This is a genomic window from Exiguobacterium sp. R-17 (assembly GCF_049913315.1).
Classification (GTDB): Bacteria; Bacillota; Bacilli; order Exiguobacteriales; family Exiguobacteriaceae; genus Exiguobacterium_A.
The window spans coordinates 1,630,876-1,657,476 of sequence record NZ_CP184372.1; the positions used below are offsets into that span (position 1 = coordinate 1,630,876).

General features: G+C 45.2%; 29 protein-coding genes. 15 read left to right on the plus strand and 14 right to left on the minus strand.

Annotated features, from left to right (window positions below; all coding sequences use genetic code 11):
* The first annotated feature begins 200 nt into the window (after positions 1–200).
* Positions 201–1,586 carry an MFS transporter gene (locus ACN9MT_RS08810; RefSeq protein ID WP_035407564.1) on the plus strand — a complete coding sequence of 462 codons (1,386 nt, stop codon included), beginning with the start codon at positions 201–203 and terminating at the stop codon, positions 1,584–1,586.
* A gap of 42 nt (positions 1,587–1,628) precedes the next feature.
* Here the strand turns inward: ACN9MT_RS08810 and ACN9MT_RS08815 are convergent, their stop codons facing one another.
* The 5 genes from ACN9MT_RS08815 to ACN9MT_RS08835 all read right to left on the minus strand — a co-directional run bounded on the left by ACN9MT_RS08815 (position 1,629) and on the right by ACN9MT_RS08835 (position 4,970).
* A complete protein-coding gene (locus ACN9MT_RS08815) occupies positions 1,629–2,261 on the minus strand; it encodes an HAD hydrolase-like protein (protein ID WP_426272077.1) in 633 nt (210 codons plus the stop codon).
* Positions 2,262–2,279: 18 nt separating this feature from the next.
* Positions 2,280–2,753, minus strand: a complete 474-nt coding sequence (locus ACN9MT_RS08820) for an AAA family ATPase (RefSeq protein WP_426272078.1) — start codon at positions 2,751–2,753, stop codon at positions 2,280–2,282.
* Entirely contained in the window at positions 2,750–3,562 is an 813-nt protein-coding gene (locus tag ACN9MT_RS08825) for an MBL fold metallo-hydrolase (protein WP_426272079.1), read from the minus strand. Before ACN9MT_RS08825 ends, ACN9MT_RS08820 begins: the two co-directional genes overlap by 4 nt.
* Before the next feature lie 250 nt (positions 3,563–3,812).
* Entirely contained in the window at positions 3,813–4,241 is a 429-nt protein-coding gene (locus ACN9MT_RS08830) for a hypothetical protein (RefSeq protein WP_426272080.1), read from the minus strand.
* A gap of 327 nt (positions 4,242–4,568) precedes the next feature.
* On the minus strand, positions 4,569–4,970 hold the full coding sequence (locus tag ACN9MT_RS08835) for an RrF2 family transcriptional regulator (protein ID WP_056061810.1): 402 nt from the start codon (positions 4,968–4,970) through the stop codon (positions 4,569–4,571).
* Positions 4,971–5,516: 546 nt separating this feature from the next.
* Here ACN9MT_RS08835 and ACN9MT_RS08840 point away from each other — a divergent pair.
* From ACN9MT_RS08840 to ACN9MT_RS08875, 8 genes are all read left to right on the plus strand, one after another.
* Complete coding sequence (locus tag ACN9MT_RS08840; RefSeq protein ID WP_426272081.1) at positions 5,517–7,574, plus strand: sensor histidine kinase; 2,058 nt, start codon at positions 5,517–5,519, stop codon at positions 7,572–7,574.
* The gene (locus tag ACN9MT_RS08845; RefSeq protein WP_426272082.1) at positions 7,564–7,869 is read left to right on the plus strand and encodes a hypothetical protein; all 306 of its coding nucleotides are present in this window, start codon (positions 7,564–7,566) and stop codon (positions 7,867–7,869) included. Before ACN9MT_RS08840 ends, ACN9MT_RS08845 begins: the two co-directional genes overlap by 11 nt.
* A 12-nt stretch (positions 7,870–7,881) precedes the next feature.
* On the plus strand, positions 7,882–8,436 hold the full coding sequence (locus tag ACN9MT_RS08850; protein ID WP_426272083.1) for a cysteine hydrolase family protein: 555 nt from the start codon (positions 7,882–7,884) through the stop codon (positions 8,434–8,436).
* Between the two features lie 2 nt (positions 8,437–8,438).
* Positions 8,439–8,963 (plus strand): DUF2817 domain-containing protein, encoded by a 525-nt coding sequence (locus ACN9MT_RS08855; protein WP_426272084.1) that lies wholly within the window; start codon positions 8,439–8,441, stop codon positions 8,961–8,963.
* Positions 8,927–9,577 (plus strand): DUF2817 domain-containing protein, encoded by a 651-nt coding sequence (locus tag ACN9MT_RS08860; RefSeq protein WP_426273493.1) that lies wholly within the window; start codon positions 8,927–8,929, stop codon positions 9,575–9,577. Before ACN9MT_RS08855 ends, ACN9MT_RS08860 begins: the two co-directional genes overlap by 37 nt.
* 84 nt (positions 9,578–9,661) lie before the next feature.
* Positions 9,662–10,543 (plus strand): manganese catalase family protein, encoded by an 882-nt coding sequence (locus ACN9MT_RS08865; RefSeq protein WP_058264888.1) that lies wholly within the window; start codon positions 9,662–9,664, stop codon positions 10,541–10,543.
* A gap of 30 nt (positions 10,544–10,573) precedes the next feature.
* On the plus strand, positions 10,574–10,864 hold the full coding sequence (locus ACN9MT_RS08870) for a spore coat protein (RefSeq protein WP_290758872.1): 291 nt from the start codon (positions 10,574–10,576) through the stop codon (positions 10,862–10,864).
* Between the two features lie 74 nt (positions 10,865–10,938).
* A complete protein-coding gene (locus ACN9MT_RS08875) occupies positions 10,939–12,051 on the plus strand; it encodes a hypothetical protein (protein ID WP_426272085.1) in 1,113 nt (370 codons plus the stop codon).
* 44 nt (positions 12,052–12,095) lie between these two features.
* On the opposite strand, the gene ACN9MT_RS08880 is transcribed toward ACN9MT_RS08875, so the two are convergent.
* The gene (locus tag ACN9MT_RS08880; RefSeq protein WP_426272086.1) at positions 12,096–12,485 is read right to left on the minus strand and encodes a thiol-disulfide oxidoreductase DCC family protein; all 390 of its coding nucleotides are present in this window, start codon (positions 12,483–12,485) and stop codon (positions 12,096–12,098) included.
* A 188-nt stretch (positions 12,486–12,673) separates the two neighbouring features.
* Between ACN9MT_RS08880 and ACN9MT_RS08885 the strand changes: the two genes are divergently transcribed.
* Entirely contained in the window at positions 12,674–13,423 is a 750-nt protein-coding gene (locus ACN9MT_RS08885; protein WP_426273495.1) for an SDR family oxidoreductase, read from the plus strand.
* 55 nt (positions 13,424–13,478) lie between these two features.
* Here ACN9MT_RS08885 and ACN9MT_RS08890 read toward each other — a convergent pair whose 3' ends face one another.
* Genes ACN9MT_RS08890 through ACN9MT_RS08905 form a run of 4 tightly spaced genes read right to left on the minus strand, consistent with a single transcriptional unit; the run spans position 13,479 to position 15,217 of the window.
* On the minus strand, positions 13,479–13,937 hold the full coding sequence (locus ACN9MT_RS08890) for an NUDIX hydrolase (protein WP_426272087.1): 459 nt from the start codon (positions 13,935–13,937) through the stop codon (positions 13,479–13,481).
* The gene (locus ACN9MT_RS08895) at positions 13,909–14,634 is read right to left on the minus strand and encodes an alpha/beta fold hydrolase (protein ID WP_426272088.1); all 726 of its coding nucleotides are present in this window, start codon (positions 14,632–14,634) and stop codon (positions 13,909–13,911) included. The genes ACN9MT_RS08890 and ACN9MT_RS08895 overlap by 29 nt, the downstream gene beginning before the upstream one ends.
* Complete coding sequence (locus ACN9MT_RS08900; protein WP_214854197.1) at positions 14,624–15,037, minus strand: RDD family protein; 414 nt, start codon at positions 15,035–15,037, stop codon at positions 14,624–14,626. The genes ACN9MT_RS08895 and ACN9MT_RS08900 overlap by 11 nt, the downstream gene beginning before the upstream one ends.
* A 12-nt stretch (positions 15,038–15,049) precedes the next feature.
* The gene (locus tag ACN9MT_RS08905) at positions 15,050–15,217 is read right to left on the minus strand and encodes a hypothetical protein (RefSeq protein ID WP_426272089.1); all 168 of its coding nucleotides are present in this window, start codon (positions 15,215–15,217) and stop codon (positions 15,050–15,052) included.
* A gap of 119 nt (positions 15,218–15,336) precedes the next feature.
* Between ACN9MT_RS08905 and ACN9MT_RS08910 the strand changes: the two genes are divergently transcribed.
* Positions 15,337–16,260 carry a zinc-dependent alcohol dehydrogenase gene (locus tag ACN9MT_RS08910; RefSeq protein ID WP_426272090.1) on the plus strand — a complete coding sequence of 308 codons (924 nt, stop codon included), beginning with the start codon at positions 15,337–15,339 and terminating at the stop codon, positions 16,258–16,260.
* Here ACN9MT_RS08910 and ACN9MT_RS08915 read toward each other — a convergent pair.
* Positions 16,242–16,838: a hypothetical protein gene (locus ACN9MT_RS08915; protein WP_056061855.1), complete on the minus strand. Its 597-nt coding sequence runs from the start codon at positions 16,836–16,838 to the stop codon at positions 16,242–16,244. The genes ACN9MT_RS08910 and ACN9MT_RS08915 overlap by 19 nt on opposite strands.
* A gap of 61 nt (positions 16,839–16,899) precedes the next feature.
* Positions 16,900–17,355, minus strand: a complete 456-nt coding sequence (locus ACN9MT_RS08920; RefSeq protein ID WP_426273497.1) for a DUF5694 domain-containing protein — start codon at positions 17,353–17,355, stop codon at positions 16,900–16,902.
* Positions 17,356–17,711: 356 nt separating this feature from the next.
* On the opposite strand from ACN9MT_RS08920, the gene ACN9MT_RS08925 reads away from it, so the two are divergent.
* Both ACN9MT_RS08925 and ACN9MT_RS08930 read left to right on the plus strand, forming a co-directional pair.
* The gene (locus ACN9MT_RS08925; protein WP_368914794.1) at positions 17,712–18,065 is read left to right on the plus strand and encodes a hypothetical protein; all 354 of its coding nucleotides are present in this window, start codon (positions 17,712–17,714) and stop codon (positions 18,063–18,065) included.
* Positions 18,066–18,368: 303 nt separating this feature from the next.
* Positions 18,369–19,223, plus strand: coding sequence for an effector binding domain-containing protein (locus ACN9MT_RS08930; RefSeq protein ID WP_426272091.1), 855 nt, complete (start codon positions 18,369–18,371; stop codon positions 19,221–19,223).
* Between the two features lie 55 nt (positions 19,224–19,278).
* On the opposite strand, the gene ACN9MT_RS08935 is transcribed toward ACN9MT_RS08930, so the two are convergent.
* Entirely contained in the window at positions 19,279–20,628 is a 1,350-nt protein-coding gene (locus ACN9MT_RS08935; protein ID WP_426272092.1) for a phenylacetate--CoA ligase family protein, read from the minus strand.
* Positions 20,629–20,875: 247 nt separating this feature from the next.
* The gene (locus ACN9MT_RS08940; protein WP_426272093.1) at positions 20,876–21,265 is read right to left on the minus strand and encodes a hypothetical protein; all 390 of its coding nucleotides are present in this window, start codon (positions 21,263–21,265) and stop codon (positions 20,876–20,878) included.
* A gap of 160 nt (positions 21,266–21,425) precedes the next feature.
* Between ACN9MT_RS08940 and ACN9MT_RS08945 the strand changes: the two genes are divergently transcribed.
* Positions 21,426–22,850, plus strand: coding sequence for an NAD(P)H-binding protein (locus tag ACN9MT_RS08945; RefSeq protein ID WP_290750952.1), 1,425 nt, complete (start codon positions 21,426–21,428; stop codon positions 22,848–22,850).
* Positions 22,851–22,971: 121 nt separating this feature from the next.
* Complete coding sequence (locus tag ACN9MT_RS08950; protein WP_426272094.1) at positions 22,972–26,559, plus strand: dynamin family protein; 3,588 nt, start codon at positions 22,972–22,974, stop codon at positions 26,557–26,559.
* Positions 26,560–26,601 lie beyond the last annotated feature (42 nt).

The following is a 26,601-nucleotide window of genomic DNA, read 5'->3' on the forward strand; positions in this document are numbered from 1 at the left end:
TTTAAGAAAACATCCAAAAAAATTTCAATTTTTTTCATAAAAAATGCACACCCTTGTTCGTCCTTAGAGCATCAACGGTTTAACAACTCCCGGCATAGAGCCATTTTCAGTCATTTTCAATTGGTTAAGCACATTGGTAACTTGACTTCATTTCCTGCTATGGTACGATACAAACCTATCAAAGGGAGTGAATAGAACTTATGAAATTCAGAAAAGAAAAAGTCAATGTCGTTGACATGCAGCAAACCAAAAAGAGTGTCTACGCGACCGGAATTGGGAATGCGATGGAATGGTTCGATTTTGGTCTTTATTCCTATCTCGCAATCATCATCAGTCAAAACTTCTTTAGCGCTGTTGAAAATGATGAACTGAAGCTTGTCTTTACTTTTGCGACCTTTGCGATCGCTTTTTTAATGCGACCAATCGGCGGAATCGTCTTTGGACGCATCGGAGATCGACTTGGACGGAAGGTCGTCTTAACGACGACAATTGTTATGATGGCCGGTTCAACGCTTATCATCGGATTATTACCGACCTACGATCAAATTGGAATTTGGGCACCCATCCTTTTACTATTAGCCCGCATCTTACAAGGGTTCTCGACTGGCGGAGAATATGCCGGAGCAATGGTCTACATTGCCGAGTCGTCACCTGATAACAAACGGAGTGCTCTTGGAAGTGGTCTTGAAATCGGAACACTAGGTGGGTACATTCTTGCCTCATTACTTGCTACAACACTTTTTGTCACTTTATCAGATGATCAAATGGCATCTTGGGGATGGCGGATTCCATTCATCCTTGGAGCACCACTCGGTTTATTCGGTCTCTATTTACGTCGTCATTTGGATGAGTCGCCAATCTTCGAAAATGAGATTAATGAAAATACAGAAGAACCCGCGACATTCCGCGAAATCTTACGCGATCATAAGCGTGATATCATCCTTTGTTTCATTGCTGTCGCGTTCTTCAACATTACGAACTATATGCTCTTGTCCTACATGCCATCATACCTTGATGAAGTCATTGGTATGTCAAGTTCGACAAGTACGATTCTCATCACCGGTGTCATGGTGATCATGATTCCACTCGCTTATTTCTTCGGAAAACTAAGTGATAAAAAAGGCAATCGCAATATCGTCCTCTTCGCGTTAGCAGGACTATCGTTGCTTTCGATCCTGTCGTTCTTCTTGATTGGTCTTAAACCACTCTTGTTCGTCGGAATCGGAATCTTCATCCTCGGATTCTTCTTGGCGATCTTTGAAGGAACGATGCCTAGTCTGCTACCAAGTATCTTCTATACGGATGTCCGCTACCGGACACTATCCGTGACGTTCAATGTCTCGGTCTCGATCTTCGGTGGAACGACGCCACTCGTTTCGACTTGGCTCGTCCATGAGACGCAAAATCCGCTCGCTCCCGCTTTCTATCTAACAGCAGTCAGCGTCATCGGGTTCGTCACGTTCTTCTTCCTCTTTAAAAATACAGCCGGTAAAGCACTTAAAGGATCGCATCCGACTGTATCGAGTGAAAAAGAAGTCGCGTCGATCGCAAAAAAACCAGACGATGCCCTCTGGTGGGCAGAATAATTGCTACAAGTAAGAGCCGTCTTCCGCAGAAGACGGCTCTTTTTAGTAGACAGCACTCAGCTCTGTTACGATTCGATCCGCAACTACGAGTTCCTGCTCTTGCGCAAAATCGAACTGGCAACCGATTGCTACTAGTCCGTTCGCTTGCGCCGCTTTGAAATCGGACAATCGGTCGCCGACGACGAATCCGGAAGAGATGTCGTGCGTCTTACAAATCTCTCGTACGAGTGCTGATTTATCACCGGAACGAATGTCTTCAATGCTATAGACATGATCGATATACGCTTCAAGACCATACGTCGTCACGATCGCTGATAGGTAGGACGGCCACCCGTTACTAGCGATATAGACCGAATGACCCGCTTGTTTCAAACGAGCGAGCAACTCGACCGTTCCTGGATATAGACAACCATGCCCGGACTTGACTGCCTGCTCTAAGCTATGTCGAAACTTTTGATCCACAACCTGTTGGTCTGCGGCTGAAAAATCTGGAAGTAGTGTCTCCCATACTTCCGGTAGCGAGACGCCCATGATCTTCTGATAGAGCGCGAGTGGAGTCTCTCCTTCCCAGCGCCCCGTCTGACGCAATTCATGAAAGACCTCTTCTAACGTATGCGCAAGCACAGCATTTGTTTGAAACAATGTTCCATCCATGTCAAAAATATAATGTGTCATTGACTCTCTCCTATCTGCTCACGCTTTATTATCTGAATCATGGCTTCTATTGGATCTATCCTCAGCAATCAGACGATCCGTCGGGCGGTGATCCTGATCAATCCACCAGCGTTTCATATCCGTCTCAGAAAACTCCGTCGGCTGGCGCATTGCGTGGCGACGGACGGTTTCTTCGAATGAAACGTCAAAATAATACGCCACGTACCGTGAAGTAAAGCGTCGTTCCAACCGGTCAATCATCTCACCGTACCAATCCTGTGCGAGAATTCCTTCTAGCAGAATCGTCGCATGACGTCCGTCAGCAAGTCCAACCAACTCCTCGATCCAGCGAATCGTCGGATTTCCTGGTCCATCTTTTACGTTCAACATTTCTCTACGGATGACATCTTGCGAAAACAGGATACTATCCAGTAAGACCAATCGTAATGCCTTAGCTAGCGTCGTTTTTCCACTACCGGAGTTTCCACGGATGACGATCAAGCGCGACTTCATGTCGTGAACCAGTCTCCGTTCAAGGCAGCAATGTACCGCTCTGCAGAGCGCGCTACAGCTTCAGACGCACCGGTTTCGATCTTCCGATGAAAGGCGTCATATAATTTTTCAAAGCGAAGCGGGCGTATCGTTTCTGCCATGCGCGCGACCGTCTTTGCAGGAAGCGGAATCATATTCGGATAACTGTACATGAAACTGACCCATGCCCGATCGGCAACGATTCGAATGATGTCTCCTGTCAACAACAGCCCTGCTGACGCATCTTTTCGTTCACAGATGACTGCTCCTTTGAAGTGACCACCGACGCGATGTAACATCAAATCTTCCGTTAACTCCAAGCGTTCACCACTCCAGAATACGATGCGCTCACTTGGTCGCGTCACGAACGACGCATCGTCTTCATGAATATAAATCGGTACGTCAAAAGCCTCTGCCCATTCGACTTGTGTCGCGTAATAATGCGGATGTGATAAAGCGATCGCCTGAAGCCCGCCTAATTCGTCAAGCTGCTCTTTCGTTGCGGAATCAAGATATGTAATGCAGTCCCATAACAGGTTGAACGATTTTCCTTGGACGAGATATGCCGTTTGACCGATGCCGAATGCTGGTGTCGTCTGAATCGCATAGACACCTGCTCCGTCGTCCGTAATGATATTTTGGTACGTTCCTGACGCTTGCATGGCAGCGAGTGTCATCCATGTTTGACCGGTTGGATTGACATACTGTCGCTCCTCTAAACAAATCAAACACGTTTCGCGATGCGGATTGATTTGTTCGACTCCACACGTCGTACAGATGATGGTTTCCATATCATCATTCCTTTCCAATTCGTAAATGATTTTCCTGATACATCATAACATATTCCAATTATAGGGATTGAATCTAGGGATTAAGATGCGCTCGCCGAAATGAACATGTATGAAGAATGAGATTATTATACCGATTTCGCCTCCTCTCATTGCGCGCTGGCTTACTTTATTCCTAAGGCAACGTCTTGATGCTCTGCAGAAGATAAGACAAAAGCAGGTCGAACCATTGATGTGGCTCGACCTGCATTATTTAATAAGACGTTCGATCGTCATTTATGACGCTTTGAAAATGTTCTGTGAATCGATTGATCGCTTCTTCTGTATCAAGATTTCCAGAAAACCAGATCTTTTTGTCTTCTGAAAATGTAAGATGCAATGAGTCGTCTATTGTATACTCCACTTTAAGTGTAGCAATCGTATCTGACTTCATTAATGTCTTTTGTGATAGAGTGACCAGTTCATTCGTCAACGTTTCGCGTGTATCTTCTGACGTCTTTTCCTGGAGAAGATCAACTGTCTTATGAAGCAATACGGCTTTTGAGACTCGCGATAAATTCAACTCTCGAATTTCAAACATGTAGGCGTTCTCATGTTCATGCTGACGCTGGACGATGAATCGTGGAGAATGCACTAAATGTTGAACGAAGTGAACGAACATTTCGATGGTCATTTCGGACATACCGAAACCCTCCCTTTTGCATGGATCAACGGACGAATGCCTTTAATCCTTTATGTGAATGGACAGTAAGAGTCCTGTATGAAATCAAGCAGGTGAATTGGGAAAAAAACCTCCCTTCTGTAAAGTTATACCACAAAAACAAGTACAAAGTGTACATGTTTATGTTTCAAAACTAAGATTCGAATAGCCTCCGAATCTTGTTTATAGTAACATAAAAGATACTAGTTATAATCATATTTAATATGATCATCTGATAAAAATCTGCATGACTGGAATATGTACACGGATAAAGAGCCAGAGATCATCTATTCCTCTCTGACTCTTCCATCAATCGTTCATCGTTGGCGCGATTAAATCTTGTAACGTATATGCCTGCAGCGCGTCCGTAAAGGACGTGAATGCTTGATCGAACGCTTGTCGTGTGTTTTGCAAACTACCATTTTTATTTGGAACTGTCACATTTTCAAGATAGGATACTTCTTCAAATAAATGAACGATTTCTCCTAACGTAATCGTTTCTGGGGATTTCGCTAATTTGAACCCACCATTACGACCTTGTACAGAAATGATGAGACCAAACTTGCTCAATGAATGGACAATCTTCATCAAATGATTTTTAGAAATATCATAATGGGTTGCCACTTCCTGAATTTGCACGAGCCGAGTCGGATGCGACGCTGCGAAAATAAGCACACGAATGGCATAGTCCGTAGAGCGAGTCATCTTCATCCATTTCACCTTCTTTTTCTTTCCTTTATATAGACATAGTACAGAAGCTCACTCATTTTCACAATCAATAGTATGGCTTAAAGTGTCGTTTATAGTGGTTTTGCACATATGTATATCGTTTATCTTAAAGGATATGAAGTGTCAAAATCTAGGCATTTCTCGGAAAAAGTAAAATGATATTTTAATTTCATGAAGCAAATTATTTAGTTATTTCAAGTCTATGATAAGATTCTTTTAAACATGTACGTTTAAAGTTTATTTATATATTTTTTAGAAAGAGGTCTTGTCATGAATTGGCTCTCATCAAGTATGTTCCATCGGTTTTATATTTTATTGTTTTCGAATTTCTTAATTTTTGCAAGCATCAGCGTCTTAACATTTTACTTTGCTCAAAAAGAGCTAGAGCAACACCGAACTTCATCATAGAAGATCACATTACAAAAAACGCAAGCTCGCACGCTTTGGAATGAAGCACAACAAGTCAATTTCCAAGTCCAACAAATTGATTTTAATGATCAAGATGATCTGAAGCAAATCAATAAAAGATTGAAACGTTTACAAAAAAACGTTGAATCGTTCAGTCAACGTTATTCAGATCCATCAGACGAACGATTTGCGCATCAACTCGTTCAATTTTCAAGATTTTTGGAACAGGAAGTCACTTTGCAAATACCTACGGATAATCAAAAGCTGGTTCAGCAGTCTGACTTCGTCGTTAACGACTACTTTCGAATGATTCATAATGAAGAGAAAAACGCACAGCAGTCGCTACAACAAAGAACCGTTGAAGTATTACGCTACGCCTTTGGTGTGATGATCATCGCTTTTTGTCTTCTCAGTTACTTGATTTTAAGACTTGTGCGGTCTTTTCAAACAGATTTACTCGATCTCGTCGATCAAACGAAACAGCCTGATCGATTGGAACAGAATGATTTTCATAATCGTCACGATGAGATTGGTACACTTGGGCGATCGATGCAACAAATGACAACGTTGCTCGCATTTGAACACCAGCAAACACAAGTTGCTAATTTACAACTTCAAGAGTCTTTATACCAACAAAAAACAATCAAGCGACAACTTCAATTTCAAAATCAGTTAGCTACTCAAATTTTGCGTCATCAATCTACTTCAGGTCTTCACACCTGGCTACAAGCAATCGGTAGTCATTTTCGGGCGGCTCATATCTATTTTTCACCGCAGTCGGAGAATTTTGAACCTGTCCATATCGCACTATCAGACGAACCCATTTATGACCAAGAACGGTTGGAGTTAGAAGCGAAGACCGAGCTAGATACATCCATCCATCTAATCGAGAAGGAGCAGTTGACGTTATGTGCTCTCCCTTTACACAGTCCGTCAAAATTCATTGGTTCATTGACGTTACAATTTCATCATCGTTTTACTGAGACTGTCGCACTTCAGAAAACGACTCATTTATTAAATATTGGGTTGATGCGATTGCTTGATGACATTCGTATAAAAGAACACCATCAATTAATTCAGCGCATTTTAAATGGTTTACGAGAAGCTATCTTATTCGTCGATGTGACGAATACGAATATCTTTACGAATCGCATGTTTCATCAATTATTTCCGAACTGGTCACCTTCTGAAAACCAATCTGAAAACTTAGCATTCGTCATCGAAGCCTTCGAACCGTTGATTCTCGAAACAGAGGCATTATATGCATATGTGGAACAAATCAAAGCAGGCTTTGACCACGCATCAGTTATTCCAGCTCAGGATTTTTCAATGCCAGACGATCGTCATTTACGACTTTACACAGAATTTTTACCCGAACGTCAAGGTATTCTATTTGTTTTTCGTGAACGCACAGTTGAAGTCAACCATGCTAAAAAGGAGCAAAACTTCATTTCGGTTTTATCACATGAGCTTCGAACGCCACTTGCATCCATCGAAGGGTTCAGTGAATTAATGTTACACCGGTCGTTATCTCCTTCAAAACAGCGAAAATATTTAGAAACCATGCGGAGTGAGACACAGCGACTCAGTCAACTGTTAACCGAATTCCTAGATTATCAGCGACTTAGTCATCAAAAAGAATCCTATCAGTTAGAATCATTTTGCATCGAACATATGCTCATCGAGTTAACGGAGTGGTTGAACGTTGCGACATCGACGCATCATTTACAAATCCAAACTGACGGTCCTTGCCTGATTACGGCTGACCAAGAAAAAATCCGGAGGGTCTTATTAAACATCTTAAATAATGCGATAAAATACTCTCCCGTTGATTCAAATATCCAAATCTCGTTAGCGTGCTGTGAAGCTGAAATCGTCATCACCATTAGCGACGACGGATATGGTATCCCAAAACAAGATCTTCCCTACCTCTTTGATCCGTATTACCGTGTCGAACAAGCAGACCACCTCCAAGTTCAAGGAACAGGTCTCGGTTTACCGATTTGTAAGGAAATCATCGAAGCGCATGGTGGGAGAATCACCGTTCATTCAGAAATCGGAAAAGGATCTGACTTTTTTATCCGTTTACCTCGTGATGAAGAGTGGAACACAACCAATAACATGTACAATAACAGTATGAATAATCTACAACTAGGAAGTGAAGAACGTGGAAGCTGATTTAAATCAAATCGTTCACTGTTTAAATCAAGATTTTAAACAGCATAGAACTGTCTTCAGTGCAATGGCACTGAAAGAAACCAACCCCTGCATCGTCTTGATGGAGGATCACCGCAAAAGACGATTGAATGATGCTTTGTATCAATACTCTGATTTCATCGCTGAATTGGAATCACTTATTTATCGCTGTTTAATTGATGTCCGGGGAGCCCGTGAATCCGCCTCCCCTTCCGAGATTTTTATCTCTAAAGCCCAACTCTATTCGCCTTATCATTATTTGATTACTTTTTTATGAGAGGAGTCCACCATGACTGTTCAAGAAAATACAGCATTGTTGATCATTGACGTCATTAATAAGATGGATTTTGAAGGAGCTGAGCAGTTAATGCAACAAACGCTCCCTATCCTCTCACCACTCACAAAATTAAAACAACATTGTAAACGTCAAAATATTCCCGTGATTTACGTTAATGACAATTTTGGTCTGTGGCAGGAAAACGTCACTCAAATCATTGATGAGTGCCGCGGGGGTCTTGGGGATGTACTCATCGAAGCACTCCATCCAGAAGAGGATGATTACTTCATCATCAAGCCCAAGCACTCAGGTTTTTTCGGTACTCAGCTCGATATTTTATTGAAGCATTTGGATGTCTCGCGTCTTATTATCACCGGGCTAACGACCGATATGTGTATCTTATTTACAGCAAATGACGCCTATATGCGGGAATATGCCATTCATGTCCCTGCAGACTGTACGGCAGCAGAAACCACTGTCGCAAAAGATCATGCCTTAGAAATTCTCAGTTCGACATTATCACTGGATTGCTCCTCGAGTTCATGCTTGATGAATAAGGAGGAATAACCATGCTTCATTATTTTTCTGGAACGTATGAATCAGCACGCGAACGTTTCAATAAGACTGCACAGTGCATTCTTTCTCAGCATTATCCGAAGCTAACGCATGATTCACTGGAACAACAAGCATCACTCTATTCCGATTGGTGGCACGGCCAGTCCGGTAATAATTCAACATTATTGATCTTAACCAGTGGATTACATGGAATCGAAGGGTACGCAGGGAGTGCCATGCAGCTCCAGTTTTTATCAGACCATATGAAACAGGTAAATACGGAAGAAGTCGATATTTTGCTGATCCATGGTATTAATGCATATGGGATGAAACATCATCGAAAAGAAACACAGCATAACCTCAATTTAAATCGAAACGCGATTCACGATTTTTCAAAGGCAGATTTACGCAATCCGGGTTTTGATGAGTTGCAATCTTTGTTTATAAAACGGTCAGGTTCAGGACGGCGTCTGGATTATATACCGTTTACACTGCATGTCTTATACGACTTGCTTCGTCTAGGTCCACACGCTTTTTAAAGGCTGCGACACTTGGACAATTCAAGCATCCGACCGGATTCTATTATGGCGGACATACACAAGACGCTTACTTCTCCGATGTGTTAAGTCGGCTCGTCGATACACTATCTGCTTACCAACACGTCGTGATGCTCGACTGCCATACGGGTTATGGACCAGCGGGTCAAGTCCAACTCGTCATGTCGTCGGAAGATCCACGACACGCTAGGGAGGTAGAAGTATACACACGTTATCCGATCGTCGATCAACCACGAGATCAACAGTTTTATGCAATTGAAGGAGAATGGTTAAACTATCTGTATGAAGAAACAAAAAAGCGACACATCGGTTTTTTAGGTTTAACATTAGAGTGTGGAACGCTTGGAAAGCATCCTTTTGCCCTACTCCGAACGTTAAAAGCAACGATCGATGAAAATCGTCTCTTTTTCAATCAAGCAGTTGCCCCTCGACGGATTAGAGAGCGATTCGATGCACTTTACATCCCTAAAAATAAACAGTGGCGACGGTCCATCTTGAACGAGACATCCTTCATCTTTAACAACATCACTGAATGGATCAATGATCCTAAAAGTCATTCTTTGATTAAACGTTCACTTCAACCTATCGAAAAATAAGGTAAAACAGGTTTGAAAGAAACTGATTAAGGTATATAACATGTGTAAATCGCATATGTTTAAAACTTAAAGGGGGTTCTTTTCATGTTTCGCCATCAAAAAGAATTACAATTCGAAGTCAAGGTTGATCGACCCGATCCAAAGCTTGCTCGGGCCGTGCAAGAGGTACTCGGTGGACAATTCGGTGAGATGACGGTCATGATGCAATATCTTTTCCAAGGCTTCAATTGCCGTGGTGAAGAAAAGTACAAGGATATGCTGATGGATATCGGGACGGAAGAAATCGGGCACGTTGAAATGCTGTGTTCCCTCATTTCTCAATTGCTCGACGGGGCGTCACCGGATGATCAGGCAGAAGCTGCCAAAGATCCAGCGACGGCAGCAATTCTCGGGGGTATGAATCCACAGCATCTTCTTGTCAGCGGTCTCGGTGGACTGCCATCGAACGCCAACGGCATTCCGTGGAACGGATCTTATATCGTCGCGAGCGGTAACTTATTGGCAGACATGCGTTCGAATTTACATGCTGAATCACAAGGTCGTCTTCAGGTCGCTCGCCTCTATCATATGACGACGGATGAAGGCGTTCGCGCTACCTTCCGTAAGATGCTCGCTCGCGACCGGTATCATCAGTATCAATGGATGGCTGCGATCGAAGAACTGGAGACGAAAAACGGAGTTGTCGTGCCTGCTACTTTCGCACCGGAAGATGAGATGGAAGCGCAACCGCATGCTTATGAGTTCTGGGACCTATCGGAAGGCACAGCTTCAAAAGAAGGTCGCTGGGCTCAAGGGGAAGCGCAGGATGGAACCGGTGAATTCGTTCATCTAGAAAATCCTGCACCGCAAGGAAATATTCCGAACATGAAGGTACCGGCACACAAACTTCACCACGACCTAGCAGAAAAAACAGGAATGCAAAACGTCAAAGATACTGTCAAACGTATGTTACATGATAAGGAGTGAGATCGATGGCTAAATCACCACTCGCAATCCGTGAAACACTCGAAATTCATTAGCCGTCCCAGTAAAAAACGCGACGAGTTGATTGCGACAGACTTCTTGATTAGCAGCAAATCACTTGTCCGCGCTTATGCTGTTGCAATTACGGAAACGGCTTCTCCTGACGTTCGAAAAGTCTTGACTGAACAGCTGAACAAAGCCATTCAGACTCACGCAGCAATCGCCGGATACATGATCGATCATGAGATGTATCACGTGCATGACTTGAAAAAACAATTAAAACACGATCAAGAAAAACTAGAAGTCGCTAAAGGCTTACTATGACGTTCCCCCTTCCCTTCTGATTTTGAAGTGGAAGGGGTTTTCTTTCAGAATTCGTGTAAGGAGCGATCAGTCTCATGATTGACATCGATCATATTCAAATCAAACAAAGTGGAGAAACTGTTTGTCTCACCTGGGAAGGGACAAGTAACGTCCGTCTCTTATTAAATAGTAGACCGTGTTTCATTCAGAACTCGAATAGCTATCAAACGGAGACACTTCCTTTATTTGAGCCTTTGTCATTCGAACTGATTGATTCAGATTCGAAGACACGTATCGTCACCGCTCTTGTTTCAAGTACAGATGATTTGTTCTGGAACCGAAAAATGACTGTCCTGATCCAACAAGATCATGCTGTCCGACTGTTGTGGGGTGAAATCCCAGAGGTATCGCATTATACGGTATTTCAAGATGGGCATCGATTAGGTCAAACTGCGTCACCCGAATGGAAAGGAACGATTAACCCTGAACAATTTACACGTTTTGAAATCCGGGTGCTCCGTCCAATTTCAAGAAAATCGATGCCGTTCGCACGGATGATCGAGACGTTCGCCCGCGTTACGAATCAGATAAAACAGGAACAAGACCGTGAACGAGAATTTGAACAATTCGTGCTCTATTTTTCTTTGTACCCGCTATCCGCTTCACATAAGAAGGTTTCTTCTTACCGATTGCGTGTACTGACGTTCATTGCTCCTCCAATTCTCATGAACCCGAATCCGTTTTCTCCGCATCGTTATTTCGAAGGCGATGCGCGACAATATTCGCCTTTTTCAAAAGAGTATCGCACCTTTACAGAAGTCCTGACATTTGATGGTGAAACCACTCATCAACTATCAAAACAAGCAAACCCTACCCGATCTTTTGATGCTCGTCATCAGTTATATCGAGAAGATGTAGCGTCGACTCAGCGGGTCTATTTATCAGATCAATCAAAAGCACGATATACGCTCCACCACTCTGTCGGCAATCCGCTCGTCGTCTCACCTAATATCGACTACGAAATCAAGGTAGCGCATCATGCAAATCTTTGGCGTATCGCAGGAACACATCTCCAATCACCGCACCATGAAGTATATCTGGATGAAGGAAACGATTGTTTTGAAACAATCCACCAAGCCCATGATTTAGGTTTAAGTTTCCTCGGCAATCCGTTGCCAAGTTGTCACTGGTTGCATGTGACCAACTAATGAACAGAAGAAAACCGCGACCGATTCGTCGCGGTTTTTCATATTTAGTCGTGAAATCGAGCACGTGTCTCCGGAGACGGCAGTGCACACTGCTGCTTTTGTCCAAACCAACGATGACGATTGTTTGCAACGAAATCATAGACGCGATCCCGAAGTGAACGTGGAACAATCTGAAACACACTCAACAGACGCCATCCACCTTTTAAATGACAGGCAATCCGTAACGCTGCATCTGATTTAATATAGGGTACACCTCGATCAATCACAACGACACTGTCGATCGTTTCCGGAAGATTATGACGCCGGACGAGCTCTTGTCCTGTTTCCCCTTGCAACGAAGCAAAATCATGATATCCTTGGTCTCGTTTTAAGATGAACTGGACGCTCGCGTCACAGAGATTGCATTCTCCATCGAATAATACGATTGCTTTCATGATTGATTCACCCTTCCCTACCTGTTTAACGAATGATTTTGTACACTTTTCCTTTACCACACTTTGGGTATAAACATGCATTTTTTTAGTATGTTAAATCATGATAACGCTTTCTCTTCTTCTCTTCATTCCGTTATACTGATTCTGTAAACATTTGGTTTTTACAAATCCATCTACTTAAAAGGAGCATATATATGACAAAACGATCGATTGCCATCGTGACCGGTGCCAGTCAGACACGCGACATCGGAGCTGCAATCTGCCGCCAACTTGTCTCTTCTGGACATGACCTGGTCTTTACTTATTTTAAAGCAACAGCGGATTGGGCGGCTAGTTTTACGACCGAACTCGAAAGTCATGGTGCCCGCGTCCTTGCGATTGAACTCGATTTAAGTCAATCAGATGCTGCTGACGAGTTATTCGCACGCATAGAAGATGTTGGAACACCAAGTATCCTGATCAACAACGCTGCCCATTCGACAATGACAGATTGGCGAACGCTTGATGCAGCAAGTCTTGATCAACACTATGCCGTCAATCTCCGGGCACCGCTGTTGCTCGCGACACGTTTTACGAAGCGATTCGCTGAAGCACATCTAACGTCCGGTCGTATCATTCAACTGACGTCCGGGCAGGATCTCGGTCCGATGCCTGACGAGATTGCTTACGCTACGACGAAAGGTGCCTTGTCGACGTTTACGAAGACATACGCGGCAGCCGTGGCACCGCTTGGCATTACCGTCAACGCCGTCAATCCGGGTCCGACCGACTCGACTTGGATGGATGAAGCAACCCGGACGGCGCTTAAACCTAGTTTTCCGTTCGGTCGAATCGGCGCGCCGGAAGACGTCGCACGATTGATCCAATTCCTCGTCAGTCCTGACGGTGGCTGGGTGACCGGGCAAGTCATCCATTCCGAAGGTGGCTTTGAACGCTGAATATGTCGCATGTGAAAACATCCCTCTGACGTTAAAATCAGAAGGATGTTTTACGTTATCGAAAGACCGGACCCGGTTCCGTCAAAAAATCGTTCCAGGCGGTTTGATGCAGTTCACTATAGAGTTTTGGCATCTGATCTTTTTCAAAAAAAGCAACATCGAGTGATTCATTGGAGTCGATCGTTAACTGTCCCCCATTGATTCGGCAAACGAAAAAATGGACGATCGGTTGGGCGACATCCCCGTTTGGATACATCTCTTCGTATTTCGAATAGACACCACTCAAACGTTCGATCCTGACATGAAAACCGGTCTCTTCGAAAATCTCACGCTTGGCTGCTTTGACAATCGACTCTCCGAGTTCCAGTGCGCCGCCGGGAAAGCCCCATGCTTGTTGCTCCCGCCGTTTTTGCAGGAGAATGCGCCCCTCCTTGTCAAAGACAATCCCACCGGCAAAGTTCAACATCACTTTTTCCTGACCGACCTTACTGCGAAGAAAACGTATGTAGTCCATCTGTCGCTCCTTGAAGTTTGACGTGCTTCACCCAGACAATCAGTTGTTCGATCATCGCCTCCGTCACAGTATGATTCACACCCGGAAAAACACATAATTCAGTCGTTTGCGCCATACCTGCTTGTACAGCGGTTGCGTGATAGAACTGCTGGATCGATAGTTGAATGATGTTATCCGCATCACCATGCAGGAGCAACCGTGGACGCTCATCCATCACACTGATTGGATCGAGCTTCCATGGTACATCTGTTTCTTTGATAGCAGGTCGTCCGTCGCGCGTGCGGAATTGACGTTCCGCTTCAAGATAGGCACCGCCCCCATTGATCGCAACGAGTGCTTTAATCGGCAAACGCGCCATGATCCCGTGGGCAATGAACCCACCCATCGAGACACCGATCGCGATCACCTCTGAAACATGCCAGCCTGATTGTTCGATGATAGCTGTCGCTTCCTTGATCGATTGTTCAACGACCGTCCAAAAATAGGTCGTCGATACTTCTGGATCAAACGGATGATCAAACGGTTCACGTTGATCGTGTCGAATAAGTTCCGGTATAAAGACATCGAACCCTTCTTCAGATAATTGTCGTGCAAACTCTAGATAAGAAACAGCCGTACCGCCCCAACCATGGTAGAGTAGAATGGCTCCTGTTGGGTGAGAGGAGCGGACGCTATGGATATGAAAATCAAGCTTCATTTTTTAGCTTCTCCTGATTCAAGCGGACGATCGTTCTCGCAAAGTCATCTTCCGGTAATCGTTGTCCGTTCTCGAGAAACGGTTTCCAGTACGGTCGAATCTTAAACAACGAGACCGTATCGCGATAAACTGTTCGACGGACGATTTGTTTCGTCGTCAACGGCAATCCGTTCTCGCTCTCGACCTGTATGCCACAGATCTGACCACCAACCGTTTTTCCATTCAACAGTTTTAATTGCGCGACTTCTCCTAGAAAACTGATCGTCGGTTGTGTCACGACGGCGTGAACGACTTCTGACTTCACACGTCGTAATACCGTTTTTTCGATGACGACGGAAAGTCCGAGATAGACAGCCTGGTTGATGATATACGCACCGATTCGTCGTTTTGTTGTTGAGTGCATGGATGATCCTCCTTATACGTTGAAATAGACGACAGCGCCGAGTGCACTGACAGCAATCAAATAAAAGACGATCGCGAGTCGTTTGTTTGCGGTAGAGATATCCTTTCGGACGAGAATCTTACTATACCGAAACGTCAAAAATCCGAACACGAGCAATGCCAAAATCAATAATGGTGCCATTTGATCCCCCCTCTTCTTTTTTATTCTACATCATTTCTGGTTTCGAATTGTTATATTTTACAAGTAAATTGAGGTATGCTTATACATATTTGATTCTTTATTGAAATGGGGTTTGCATTTTGAACACTACAACGACCTGCTGTCTCATTGAGCTGAAGAAGCCTGGTTATCTCGTTCGGAACCTACCGCCGCTCGGCATCCATGACGTCCACGTTCGCACCCTTGCCGGTTCCATCAGTATCGGTGCCGAACTTCCCCAATGGCTGGAACAAGATATGACTGAAACCGATTATGGCTATCCGCTAGAGACCGGATATGAAAGTTACGGTAAGGTGCTTGCTGTTGGTGACGCCGTCCAAACCGTCAAGCCCGGTGATCGGGTCGTCGGCTTCTACGGTCATCAAGATCAAGCGGTCGTACCTGAGTCGAAGGTCATTCCGGTTCCTGCTCGTGTCTCACCACGTGAAGCCTTGCTACTGATTCTATCTTGTGACGCGGCAAAAGGCGTCCGAAAACTGACATTGACGCCCGACACAAGCGTCTTAGTTTCTGGAATGGGTACGATCGGTTTGTTGACGGTACATTACTTGCGGCATTACGTTAACGTTCGCCAGATAGATATCATCGAGCCGCTCGCCTCCCGAGCTGAATTAGCACGTCAATTCGGTGCACGTGTCGTCACGCCGGATTCAGACACGTATGACGCCGCCATCGAATGTTCCGGGCGTCAAGCGGCCTTTGCCGAACTTCAATCCGCTGTCCGTCCTCATGGTGCAATCTGCGTCTTATCGGACGGCAACCGTGAATCTTTGACGTTGACGCCCGCGTTTCACGCAAAGGAACTTCAGATCATTGCATCGAGTGACGGTTGGAACTACCGGCAGCATGCAGACTGGCTTTTTTCCAACGATCGTCACGCGACATTACCTGCTTTGTTCGAACAAGAAACTTCGTTTTCGGAGCTCGCCAACTGCTTCGCTGCCTTAATGGCATCGACCGATCTCCCGATCAAAGTCTTCGTTGATTATGAGCAGACGAGCTGAACACCGTTCGGATCCGTACCTGCTAGCGATACGTCGGAAAAGACTGCTTCTTGCAAGACGGTCTTCTCCCCGCGGACGGTTTGGATTTGCGGAACCGGTTGATCGAACAGTTTCGCTAAATCCGCCTCTAATCCTTCGAGCGGCGTCGCTAGGATCAGACGCTCAAGTGTTGTTCCATCAGTATCCGCAATCGCATCTTCATGGATTTGCAGTTCAATCCGTAATCCGTATGGTGTCTGCAAGAACGTCCGACGCTCATTCGGTTGGACTGTAAATGAAAGTGTTTCTGCACGGTCAAGGATCATTTGCAAGTCATCTGATTGAATCAAAAATCCGATGTGGTCGAAGCGAATGACCTTCCCGTACCCGATAGTCACGTTCACTGCCCCGCGTTTCATTTCAATGATCCGAAACACAATCTTATCCGTTCGAAAATCGTTCCATGTCAGAGGTGGATTAAACGAAGAAAATTCTCCATTTTTCTTCCCAATGCGCTGAGAAACGTGAAACCCGCGTGCTGTATACCAGGCTTCTGTTTCCTCCAAATGTGGTGTCCAAATATGGTAGTGAAATAGCATTTACATACACTCCTTATACTTGTTCCAATCGTTCCATGTCATCACTACAACTTGGTTCGATTCATTTAAGTATTGTCTTAATAGCGGAAGGTGCGCAGCGCAGCACCGTACAAACAGACGATTCGCTCAGTCGTCTGGGCAAGTTGCAGTAGACGATTCGCTCAGTCGTCTGGGCAAGTTGCAGTAGACGATCGGCAATCTTTTGATTACGGGCATGCCAGTAGCATTCGATCCAAATCCGCCCGTTTTCCAGCTGTTCGATTTGATCGTAGACCTTAGCGGACGCTGCAATCGTCTCTTCAGCGTGCAATCGATCGAGCCATTCGGAAAAGGATAACTGCTCCATCGCGTTCTCTAACTGTTCAGTCCGCTTCATCTCAGCAGTGACGATCGTCTCGAAAGCTTCCGGATGATGTGAACGGACTATTCCTAAATCCGGTACGCCTGGTACGATTTCGTTCCAATCGATTCCATGCAACTGTGCTAATCCTGCCATCCGGGCTAGGCGAAAGCCGATTTGTTGCCGTTCTTAAATCACTCTCGTGTTGATAGGTGTCATATGTATGTTGCAGGTCACTCATGCGTTCAGGTGACGTTTCAAGAGCAATGCAAGTCGGTTGAAATCTGTTCAATCGAACAACGACTTCCTTAACTTCCTGTTGCCGTCTCTCTGATGCGACATCAAAAATTACTGGACGAATCAGATCACAATTTGCCGGTCGATCAAGATGGAACATGCCTAACAGTAAAATCTGGGGCTTCATCTACATCCCTCCTTTTCCTTATTTTACCTTATATTTGGTAAAGGAAGCGACCTTTACCTATTATGAATTTACGTTACCATTCAACAAATACTCATATAAGGAGGTTCCGATGAAAAGGATATTCGTCATTGTGTTCATTGGATTTTTATTCGGATGCAACCAAACCGGTATAGAGGATGAAACTAGTTATGCCATGATTGTCATTGTGAACAATAAAGAATATAACGGAACAGAAGCTGAATTGGACGCATCTAAACAACAAGGAGAAAAAATTAGTACGATATTAAAGAAAACAAAAGCTCATGAAATGCCCCAAGCGAACAGTCAATCGAATCTCTTTTCAGTCGGGTCCACCATCTATGCTGTTAAAGGAACAGAAGATTTTATCATCGTAAAAGACAAAAAAAATAAAAAATGGCTTTTACAAAAGGGAAGAGATATCGAAAATAATTTGAATGACTGAGGTAATCTAACATACCCTTAAAGTGGTACACCTTTAGAAGTACTAATAACGCGTGTATTTTAAAATATATGTTTAAACGAGGTATGATGAGAAATAATTAGAAGGTGGACAGCTGGTAGGGAAATAGAGGAAAGCGATTGTAGATTACTCTTTGTTACCCATGTCCTCGTTACTTTACGATACCTGCTATATCTGACAGGAATAGGACAAAATCAGCGAAGAGTGAACCCTGACAAATTGCTATCACCTTGGACAGGTTCAACGATCATCGCTCTACTATACTGAAAACAAGGAGGTGACAAGATGTGGCTCGAATCGATTCAACGGGTTATTGACTATATTGAAGATCATTTAGAAGACTCGCTTGATCTCAACGTTTTGACAAGCGTGGCTCAGATGCAAACGTATACTTTACAACGAACGTTTTCCTTACTTGCGATGATGACCTTACCGGAATACATCAGAGGGCGACGTCTGACGCTTGCTGCGCAACAATTGACACAGACGGACGAAAAAATCATCGATCTTGCCTTACGTTTTGGTTATGAGACACCGGAAGCTTTCACAAAAGCTTTCAAACGTCAGCATGGTTGTTCCCCGACGTTGATGAGAAACGAGCGACGTCGGATTCACGCCTATAACCGCCTGAGCATTCAGGTGACTTTGAAGGGACTGGATCAAATGGATTATCAACTCATCGAACGACCTGCTTTACAGATTTCAGGATGGCGAAAACATTTCCCTACGCAAGATGGTGCCCAACAGCAACTGATTCCATTGTTTTGGAATGATGTGAATCATTCCGGTCAAGATGCTACCTTGTTCAAACAAAATGACGGTCAGATTGATGGTGTGATTGGTGTCTGCTCCAATTTCACCGAAGCATCGATGGATTATTGGATCGCGACGACGACAACGGAAGTCCTGCCTGGTCAGGAAACGATGACGATTCCGGCAAGTCTTTGGGCGACGTTCCCAGTTGTCGGTCCGATGCCGCATGCCATTCAAGAGATGTGGCACCGCATCTACCAAGAATGGCTTCCGTCACATGGTTATGAGCCGTTACCTCATGCAGAACTCGAAGTCTATTCGGCAGGCGACCCGCCTGCCGCCGATTATCAATCTGCCATCTGGATTCCGGTGCGTCCGCGCGACTGATGGTTTCAGGACATATGAAAAGGCGAGATCATCGGTGATCTCGCCTTTTCGTGTGTCATGCATACTGTTGTTTAATCAGTAGTGTCTTTCCACTGATTTCTTTCGGAATTTCCGGTACCGCGCGCATGACGACATTCAATTGTCCGTCAAACAGTCGGTCTAGAACAAAAAAGAGTTTCTTCTCGTGTTCTTTCTCGAAGCATCGTTCATCCGGAACATATAATAAAACAATCTCGTCCCGTGTCTCTTGAATGTATTGTACGCGTTCGATACAGTTCGGGAACGCCCGAACGATTCCCGCGAGTTCCCCTTCAAAGACACGGTGACCGTTTCTGAGTTGAATGAAGCTTCTCCCCCGTCCGTCGATCGAAGCGATGATCGGACCTTGATGACCACAAGGACACGTTTCCTGACTGAGCGTCATCCGATCGCCGACACGGTAACGGACGAGAGGTGTCCCGTGCGTATCAAAACTCGTTACGAGAATTTCGCCGTCCTCATCACGTTCAATGATTCCCATCTCATAATGTAGATGTTTTTTGCCATACGGACATTCGGCGACGATCGGGGCCCCTTCTGACGACGCATACTGATCATAGATCGGTGCATGGAAAACGTCTTCGATGAGTGCTCGTTCTTCTGCCGTCATCATCTCTGCCGTCGGGAAAATCGCTTTCGGTCGAAACGAACAGGTCATCCCATATTTTTTAGCATATCGCGCGACTTCGATCATCCCTGAAGGCAAACCATCAATCGATTCCGGCTGAAACCGATTGAGTTGTTCAATATATGCAGCTGCGGTTTTCGGATTGATGTTTTTGATCGAGAACAACATTTGATTGATGACTTTATTTGTCCGCCAATAAACCGGTGCCTTTTGTTGAGGCGAGGCAAGCATTTGACCGGTAAAACTCGCACGGCGCATCCCTTGATCGACGCCATGTGTCCATTTGAAAAAGTCGAGATGCGCCATGCGGATTTGCATGTCTTCTTTCGTGTAATGGACTTGAATCGATTTGCCGGTCGTACCGCCCGTTTTCCCGAGAATCGGAGCATGGACGCGCGCATGGACATCCTCATTTTGTTGTCGTAAGATTTCTTTCGTCAAAGGAGGAATTTGTGTTAGTTCGTCAATCGATCGTAAAGGGAGCTCTAACGCAAGAGAGGAAAACAATTCCTGATAATACGGACTATGCGTTTGGCAAAAAGAAAGGAAGTCGTTTAATCGATGCAACTGTTCCGCCCGTACGTCATTCGGTCGTCCTAACTTCTGCTTCAGTTCTTGTAGGCGTTGTTGATAGGCTGGACCATATCGTTCGTGGAACAGGCGACGTCCTTGTAAAGTCGTCAACAAGTTTTGGATGAAGATCGGTGAGTGAAAGTAGATCGATTCTTTGAGCTGCATGATGTCACTCCTTCCATAGATAAACCACCTTTTACTGATACTTTCATCTTATTTCCAGTCGTCGCCCACCTCAATTAGTTCTTCGTGAATAAACTTAGCTTTTATTTTCAGGACGATTTATTTTATTGAACTCTGATTTACGAACATCTTCTCATCAATTCTTGAACTTACAACTTTTCTTCCATCATAAAAAATCCGACCGACGAATCAGGAAGTCTCTTCGTCGATCGGATTCATATTAGGGTCATTACGATTTCGCGACTTTTTGTAGCATCTGACACCCGTAAGCCCGTAATTTAATCGATTCGAGTACAAGCAACATCTGTTGTTCATCCAATCGTTCAATCAACTCGATGATCGTGATCGTCGTTCGCCCATTATATAATTGTACGATCAAGTGGATGATCGCTTCTAACGCTGGACTTGGATAGGGTTCTGCCAGAAATTCACGATCAAAAAACTCACCACTATCCGGAAAGAAATAATCCGAGAATCGTTCGAGCACTTGTGGCTGTCCTGTTGCGAGATACAGCATCGAGACCATCGCTGCATCTTCTCGTTGTTTCGGCTTTAAGCGTCTCCACAACAGATCGAATCGTCGTTCATGTTCCGCTTGCATGAATTGTATCGTCTGCATGGTTGAAGCCTCCTTTGTTTTTCATTCTTCCTGTTGATTCTTTTCCTTATATTTTTATTCCCTATTCCATCTAACTGAATCATCTCAGCGTATCCTCTTGCGATTGAACTGACACGATTGGGGGTACATTACAACAGATATAAGAGAGGAGTTTACATCCATGCCAACGCGCCTAGCTTTAGCCGGAGCTACCGGTTACATCGGTCACAATCTACTGAATGAACTGAAGAAAAAATATGACGTCATTGCCCTTTCTCGAAACGGCGATGATAAGGACAATGAGGAACGTGTCGAATGGCGATCGTGCGATCTCTTTTCTCTAGACGATACGATTGCTGGTATGAAAGGAGCGGACATCGCTGTCTACCTCGTTCATTCGATGATGCCTTCTGCTAAATTGACACAAGGATCGTTTGAAAACATGGACTTATTGTTAGCCGATAACTTTGCCCGTGCAGCAAAAGAAAATGGTATCCGACAAATCATTTACTTAAGTGGTATCATTCCTGAGGAAACAGAAAATCTATCGCGTCACTTAAAGAGCCGACTCGAGGTCGAACGCGTTCTTGGTGCTTATGGCACACCGGTGACGACGATCCGTGCCGCATTGATTGTCGGTCCAAAAGGCTCATCTTTCCCAATCTTATCGAAGCTCGTCAAACGCCTCCCCGTCATGGCACTCCCACGATGGACACGTAACAAGACACACCCCGTCGCTTTACCGGATGTCATTCATGCACTTGGTGAAAGTGTCGATCGCGATGATGTTAAAGACCGGGCAATCGATATCGGTGGACCGGAAGCGATGACCTATAAAGAGATGATCCTTCGAACTGCTGACATCATGGGAAAACGACAACCGACCATCGATATTCCTTTATTGACCGTTAAATTATCTCGACTTTGGGTGACGCTCGTGTCTGGAGAACCAAAAGAAACCGTCTATCCACTCGTTGAAAGCATGGTTCATGAGATGGTTGCAGATCCAGAAAAAATGGTTCCAGGGATCAGTGACGGAAAAATTACATTCGAACAATCGGTCCGTGATGCGCTAAAAGAGGAGGAAGAAAAAAAAGGTTCTTCTTCCTCGTCGTCTTCAACACCAGACGCCCTTGACGTTCGTTCAGTTCAACGTGTTCTTTTGCCGAAGGATCGCGATGCCGACTGGGCAGCTGACGATTACATGGATTGGTTATCTTCGTTTGCGCGTCCTTTCCTATCATCAACTATGAAAGATCAAGTCGTTGGAATAAACATTCCATTTTACGAACAACCCCTACTTGAATTGACGAAGGAACCGGTTCGTGATCGACAAATGGCGACCTACCGGATTACCGGCGGACTGTTCGCAAAAGTCGAGGAAGATAGCCGGGGTCGGATTGAATTTCGGCAAATTCCCGGTACACAGGAATGTATCATTGCCATTCACGAATTTGTCCCTGCTTTACCGTGGATACTCTATAAGGTGACGCAGGCGAACGTTCACTTGCTCGTCATGTATCTCTTTAAATTACACTTATTGCGTCGAATTCATTCGACGGAACAAGAATCAACACACGCAGACGAAATCGTTCCGTCATCTTGATCCCGATTAAAACGATCCGCCTCTTCCTTGGCGGATCGTTTTTTGTCGCTTGCAGAAGGATGACGAAACTAAAAAAATCGTGATACACTGAACGATGACTGAAAGAAAGGGGTTTCATTGCATGCGCTCATTTGAGGAACGATTATCGAACCAACTCGAAGCGACAGCTTCACTCGCCACGTTGATTCAACCTTCAACGGATCAACTCCGTTTAGATAAACTAGATAAATTCGCTATGAAACTATTGAAACGAGAGTTCACGATTGCTTTCGCTGGTCATTTCTCGGCTGGAAAGTCAAGCATGATCAACGCCTTGACGGGTGAATCGGTCTTACCGACAAGTCCGATTCCGACGAGTGCGAACATCGTGACACTTCAACAAGGGGACACTGATTCAGCGATCGTTCACTTTCATGAACAGCCTTCTGTTCGTCTGACAGCAACAGAGCAAGAGGAGCATCTTAAAACACTTGGGAAGAGTGGTGATGTCCGTCAAATCGATTTGACGCATGCTGCGTCCAATCTGCCTCCTGGTCTCGTCTTGATGGATACACCAGGCGTCGACTCGGTCGATGATGCCCACCGTGTATCAACGGAATCCGCCCTTCACTTGGCTGACATCTTGTTTTACGTCATGGACTACAATCATGTTCAATCTGAATTGAACTTCATAGTGACGAATGAATTACAAGCTGCCGTACCGGAACTATATTTAATCGTCAATCAAATCGATAAACATCGTGAAGATGAACTATCATTCGACGCCTTCCGCCGCTCGGTCCATGCATCTTTCGCTGAACATGGTGTCGCGCCGAAAGGGATCTTCTTTACAAGCCTGCGGAAACCAGATCATCCGTATAACGATTTCATGAAAGTCGAACAGCTCGTCAAACAAAGCATTCGTGATGCTCAACCGAAGTTGTTGGCTTCTGCCGCTTTAACGCTTGAAAGTCTTCATCAAGAGCACACACGTTATCTCACACGTCTCGTCTCAGAAGCCCACGAGACGATGGCTGAACAATTGAATGACGCTGAACGACGTGATCCAGAGACGATCGAAACCGAATTAGCCCACGTTTCGCAACAATTAGAAGCATGTCAGCCGGACCGCTGGGTACAGACGTTTTCGTTGCATCGAGATCAACTCTTGAAAAACGCGACATTGATGCCGTTCGAATTACGCGAGAAGATGCGCCGTTTCCTCGAGTCACGCCAACGCGACTTCAAGGTCGGATTGTTCCGAAGTACAAAAAAAACGGAAGCGGCTCAAGCAGAGATTGCACAAGATGTGTTGCGTGCCTATCAGACGGTGACCGCTTCCGAGATTTCGCTCCATTTACGTAACTTGATGAAACAATCGTTACGCGACCTTGGTCTCCTGCAGGATATGCATATCGTCGCGATCGATCAGCTTTCACTCGCCCCGCCGCTTTCCGTACTCGAGAGTGCCCTGCCGACTGGCATTACGATCACGGGTGAATCGGTGCTCCAGTTCACGAATCGTGTCGCCGAACAGACACAAGCTTGGTTCGTCAAGGAAACGAATGCGTGGCGGGAGCATGTTCGACTAGAGTTGACATCAACTTTCCCGAAAGAACAAGCTGAGCTATTGCAACAACAAACGTCATTACAGCATAAATGGGACAACGTTCAAGCATGGCAACAGGCTACCGTAGCACTCGAGCGATATGAGCATGGCGTTGCCAATCCATCTGACCAACAGTTCGAACAGGCTCGGACACAAGTTTCAGTCTGGGAAGAGCAATTGATTCAGCAAGAAGCGACAATCGTTTCCTTTACCGGGTATGAATCGGTGACAGAAACAACTGCGTTTGAGCTCGCGAAGACGATCAGTGAGCAACAATCCGTCCGGTTTACACCAGAAGATGTTGCTCAAATCCGTCAGCAGCTGAATGGTCTACAGGGCTTTGAAGAAGCCGTCGCTTATTTAAATGACAAATTGGATCGACTGACACACCAATCGTTCACGATTGCCTTATTCGGTGCCTTCAGTGCTGGCAAATCATCGTTTTGCAATGCTTTGCTCGGAGAGAAGGTACTACCCGTCTCTCCGAACCCAACGACCGCGTCCATCAACCGGATTCATCCCGTTGACACTACACACTCGCACGGCGTGGCAGAAGTCACATTCAAGTCGGAAGCAGCGATGCTTGAAGACTTAAATGAAGCGATGGTCGCAACGATGACGTTCGAGTCAACGAAACAGGCATACGATACGCTCTTACCACGTGCCGCATCGCTGACGGATCCGTTCTTGCGTGCTTTCTTGACAGGATTCCCAACCGTTCAATCATTCATCGGTACCGTCCAGACGGTCGATCAAGAAGCTTTTAAACAATATGTCGCACAGGAAGAACGAAGCTGTTTCGTCGATGTCATCGATTTCTATTATGATAGTCCCTTAACTCGTCTCGGCGTGACACTCGTTGATACACCAGGAGCGGATTCAATCAATGCCCGTCATACCGATGTCGCCTTCGATTACATCAAAAATGCGGATGCAATCTTGTTCGTCACGTACTTCAATCATGCCTTTGCTCGCGCTGACCGTGAATTCTTGATTCAACTCGGTCGTGTCAAAGATGCATTCGAACTCGATAAGATGTTCTTCCTCGTCAATGCGATTGATCTCGCTGCTTCAGAAAGCGAACGTCAAGATGTCTTGAACTATGTCGCTACGGAACTGCAACGCTTCGGGATTCGGTCGCCCCGACTGTATGGAGTCTCGAGCTTACAAGGACTCGCTGAAAAGCAGCAAGAGCGAACGGATTCAATTTCCGGTTTACCCGAGTTCGAGGAAGCATTTCATCAATTCCTAGCGGAGGACTTGACCGGTCTTGCTAAAGTATCGTTGTCTGAGCAGACGGAAAAGACCGTCGAGCGCCTCGAACGGTTCATCGTTGCGACTGAAGCAAACCTCCTGCGAAAAGAAGAACGGCTGGCTGAACTGTCTACTTTAGAACAGCAGGTCACCGATCGTTTCGAGGACAATCGTGCTACTTTGATCAAACCTGCACTCAAAGCAGAGATTCATGAACTGTTGCACCATGTCGTACAACGCATTTATTACCGTTTCCCTGACTTCTTCAAAGAAGCCTATAATCCCGTTCGTTTTGCTCAGACGAGTAAAGGGGTAGCCTTACAAGAGGCGTTGAGGGAACTGTTGACATTCCTCCGGTTCGACTTTGAGCAGGAACTTCGGGTCACGCATTTCCGCGTCGACCAATGGCTCGAAGCCGCCTTAGTCCATCGTCAGCAAGAGGAGCAACAGTTGCTTGAGCAATGGAACGAATCCTTCCAGCTCGCGCCTGTCACGGTCTCTCGGTTGAACGAAATGACGTTCGACGGACCCTTCGAGGATGCAACCCCTTATATTGGTGTCAAACGCCACTTCCGGAATGCGAAAGCCTTCTTTGAAAAAAATGAGAAAGAACAACTGAAGGAAGAACTGGCGACGTTAACTAAACAAGAAGCACTCGCATACACTACTGCTCAAGAAGAGCGTTTGCTGACAGTCGCGACGGCACATCTAGATGTCTCTTTAACATCCCTTTCAGAGCACCTGTTACGCCAAGCACTCGAACAACTCGAGAGTGAACGTGCGACGTTACAGGCACAAGAGACACTGACACCTTACAAACAAGCTGCCGCAAAGATTCGCAATCTGACGCAGCACGTCACGTCATGAAACATGATCAATTAATACAAAAGACCGGAGTGCGACGCGTTC

Bases quoted from the DNA above. Each gene is read 5' to 3' on its own strand.
- ACN9MT_RS08810 (WP_035407564.1), top strand. From the start codon at position 201: ATGAAATTCAGAAAAGAAAAAGTCAATGTCGTTGACATGCAGCAAACC.
- ACN9MT_RS08815 (WP_426272077.1), bottom strand. From the start codon at position 2,261: ATGACACATTATATTTTTGACATGGATGGAACATTGTTTCAAACAAAT.
- ACN9MT_RS08820 (WP_426272078.1), bottom strand. From the start codon at position 2,753: ATGAAGTCGCGCTTGATCGTCATCCGTGGAAACTCCGGTAGTGGAAAA.
- ACN9MT_RS08825 (WP_426272079.1), bottom strand. From the start codon at position 3,562: ATGGAAACCATCATCTGTACGACGTGTGGAGTCGAACAAATCAATCCG.
- ACN9MT_RS08830 (WP_426272080.1), bottom strand. From the start codon at position 4,241: ATGTCCGAAATGACCATCGAAATGTTCGTTCACTTCGTTCAACATTTA.
- ACN9MT_RS08835 (WP_056061810.1), bottom strand. From the start codon at position 4,970: ATGAAGATGACTCGCTCTACGGACTATGCCATTCGTGTGCTTATTTTC.
- ACN9MT_RS08850 (WP_426272083.1), top strand. From the start codon at position 7,882: ATGACTGTTCAAGAAAATACAGCATTGTTGATCATTGACGTCATTAAT.
- ACN9MT_RS08855 (WP_426272084.1), top strand. From the start codon at position 8,439: ATGCTTCATTATTTTTCTGGAACGTATGAATCAGCACGCGAACGTTTC.
- ACN9MT_RS08865 (WP_058264888.1), top strand. From the start codon at position 9,662: ATGTTTCGCCATCAAAAAGAATTACAATTCGAAGTCAAGGTTGATCGA.
- ACN9MT_RS08875 (WP_426272085.1), top strand. From the start codon at position 10,939: ATGATTGACATCGATCATATTCAAATCAAACAAAGTGGAGAAACTGTT.
- ACN9MT_RS08880 (WP_426272086.1), bottom strand. From the start codon at position 12,485: ATGAAAGCAATCGTATTATTCGATGGAGAATGCAATCTCTGTGACGCG.
- ACN9MT_RS08890 (WP_426272087.1), bottom strand. From the start codon at position 13,937: ATGGACTACATACGTTTTCTTCGCAGTAAGGTCGGTCAGGAAAAAGTG.
- ACN9MT_RS08895 (WP_426272088.1), bottom strand. From the start codon at position 14,634: ATGAAGCTTGATTTTCATATCCATAGCGTCCGCTCCTCTCACCCAACA.
- ACN9MT_RS08900 (WP_214854197.1), bottom strand. From the start codon at position 15,037: ATGCACTCAACAACAAAACGACGAATCGGTGCGTATATCATCAACCAG.
- ACN9MT_RS08905 (WP_426272089.1), bottom strand. From the start codon at position 15,217: ATGGCACCATTATTGATTTTGGCATTGCTCGTGTTCGGATTTTTGACG.
- ACN9MT_RS08915 (WP_056061855.1), bottom strand. From the start codon at position 16,838: ATGCTATTTCACTACCATATTTGGACACCACATTTGGAGGAAACAGAA.
- ACN9MT_RS08925 (WP_368914794.1), top strand. From the start codon at position 17,712: ATGAAAAGGATATTCGTCATTGTGTTCATTGGATTTTTATTCGGATGC.
- ACN9MT_RS08930 (WP_426272091.1), top strand. From the start codon at position 18,369: ATGTGGCTCGAATCGATTCAACGGGTTATTGACTATATTGAAGATCAT.
- ACN9MT_RS08935 (WP_426272092.1), bottom strand. From the start codon at position 20,628: ATGCAGCTCAAAGAATCGATCTACTTTCACTCACCGATCTTCATCCAA.
- ACN9MT_RS08940 (WP_426272093.1), bottom strand. From the start codon at position 21,265: ATGCAGACGATACAATTCATGCAAGCGGAACATGAACGACGATTCGAT.
- ACN9MT_RS08945 (WP_290750952.1), top strand. From the start codon at position 21,426: ATGCCAACGCGCCTAGCTTTAGCCGGAGCTACCGGTTACATCGGTCAC.
- ACN9MT_RS08950 (WP_426272094.1), top strand. From the start codon at position 22,972: ATGCGCTCATTTGAGGAACGATTATCGAACCAACTCGAAGCGACAGCT.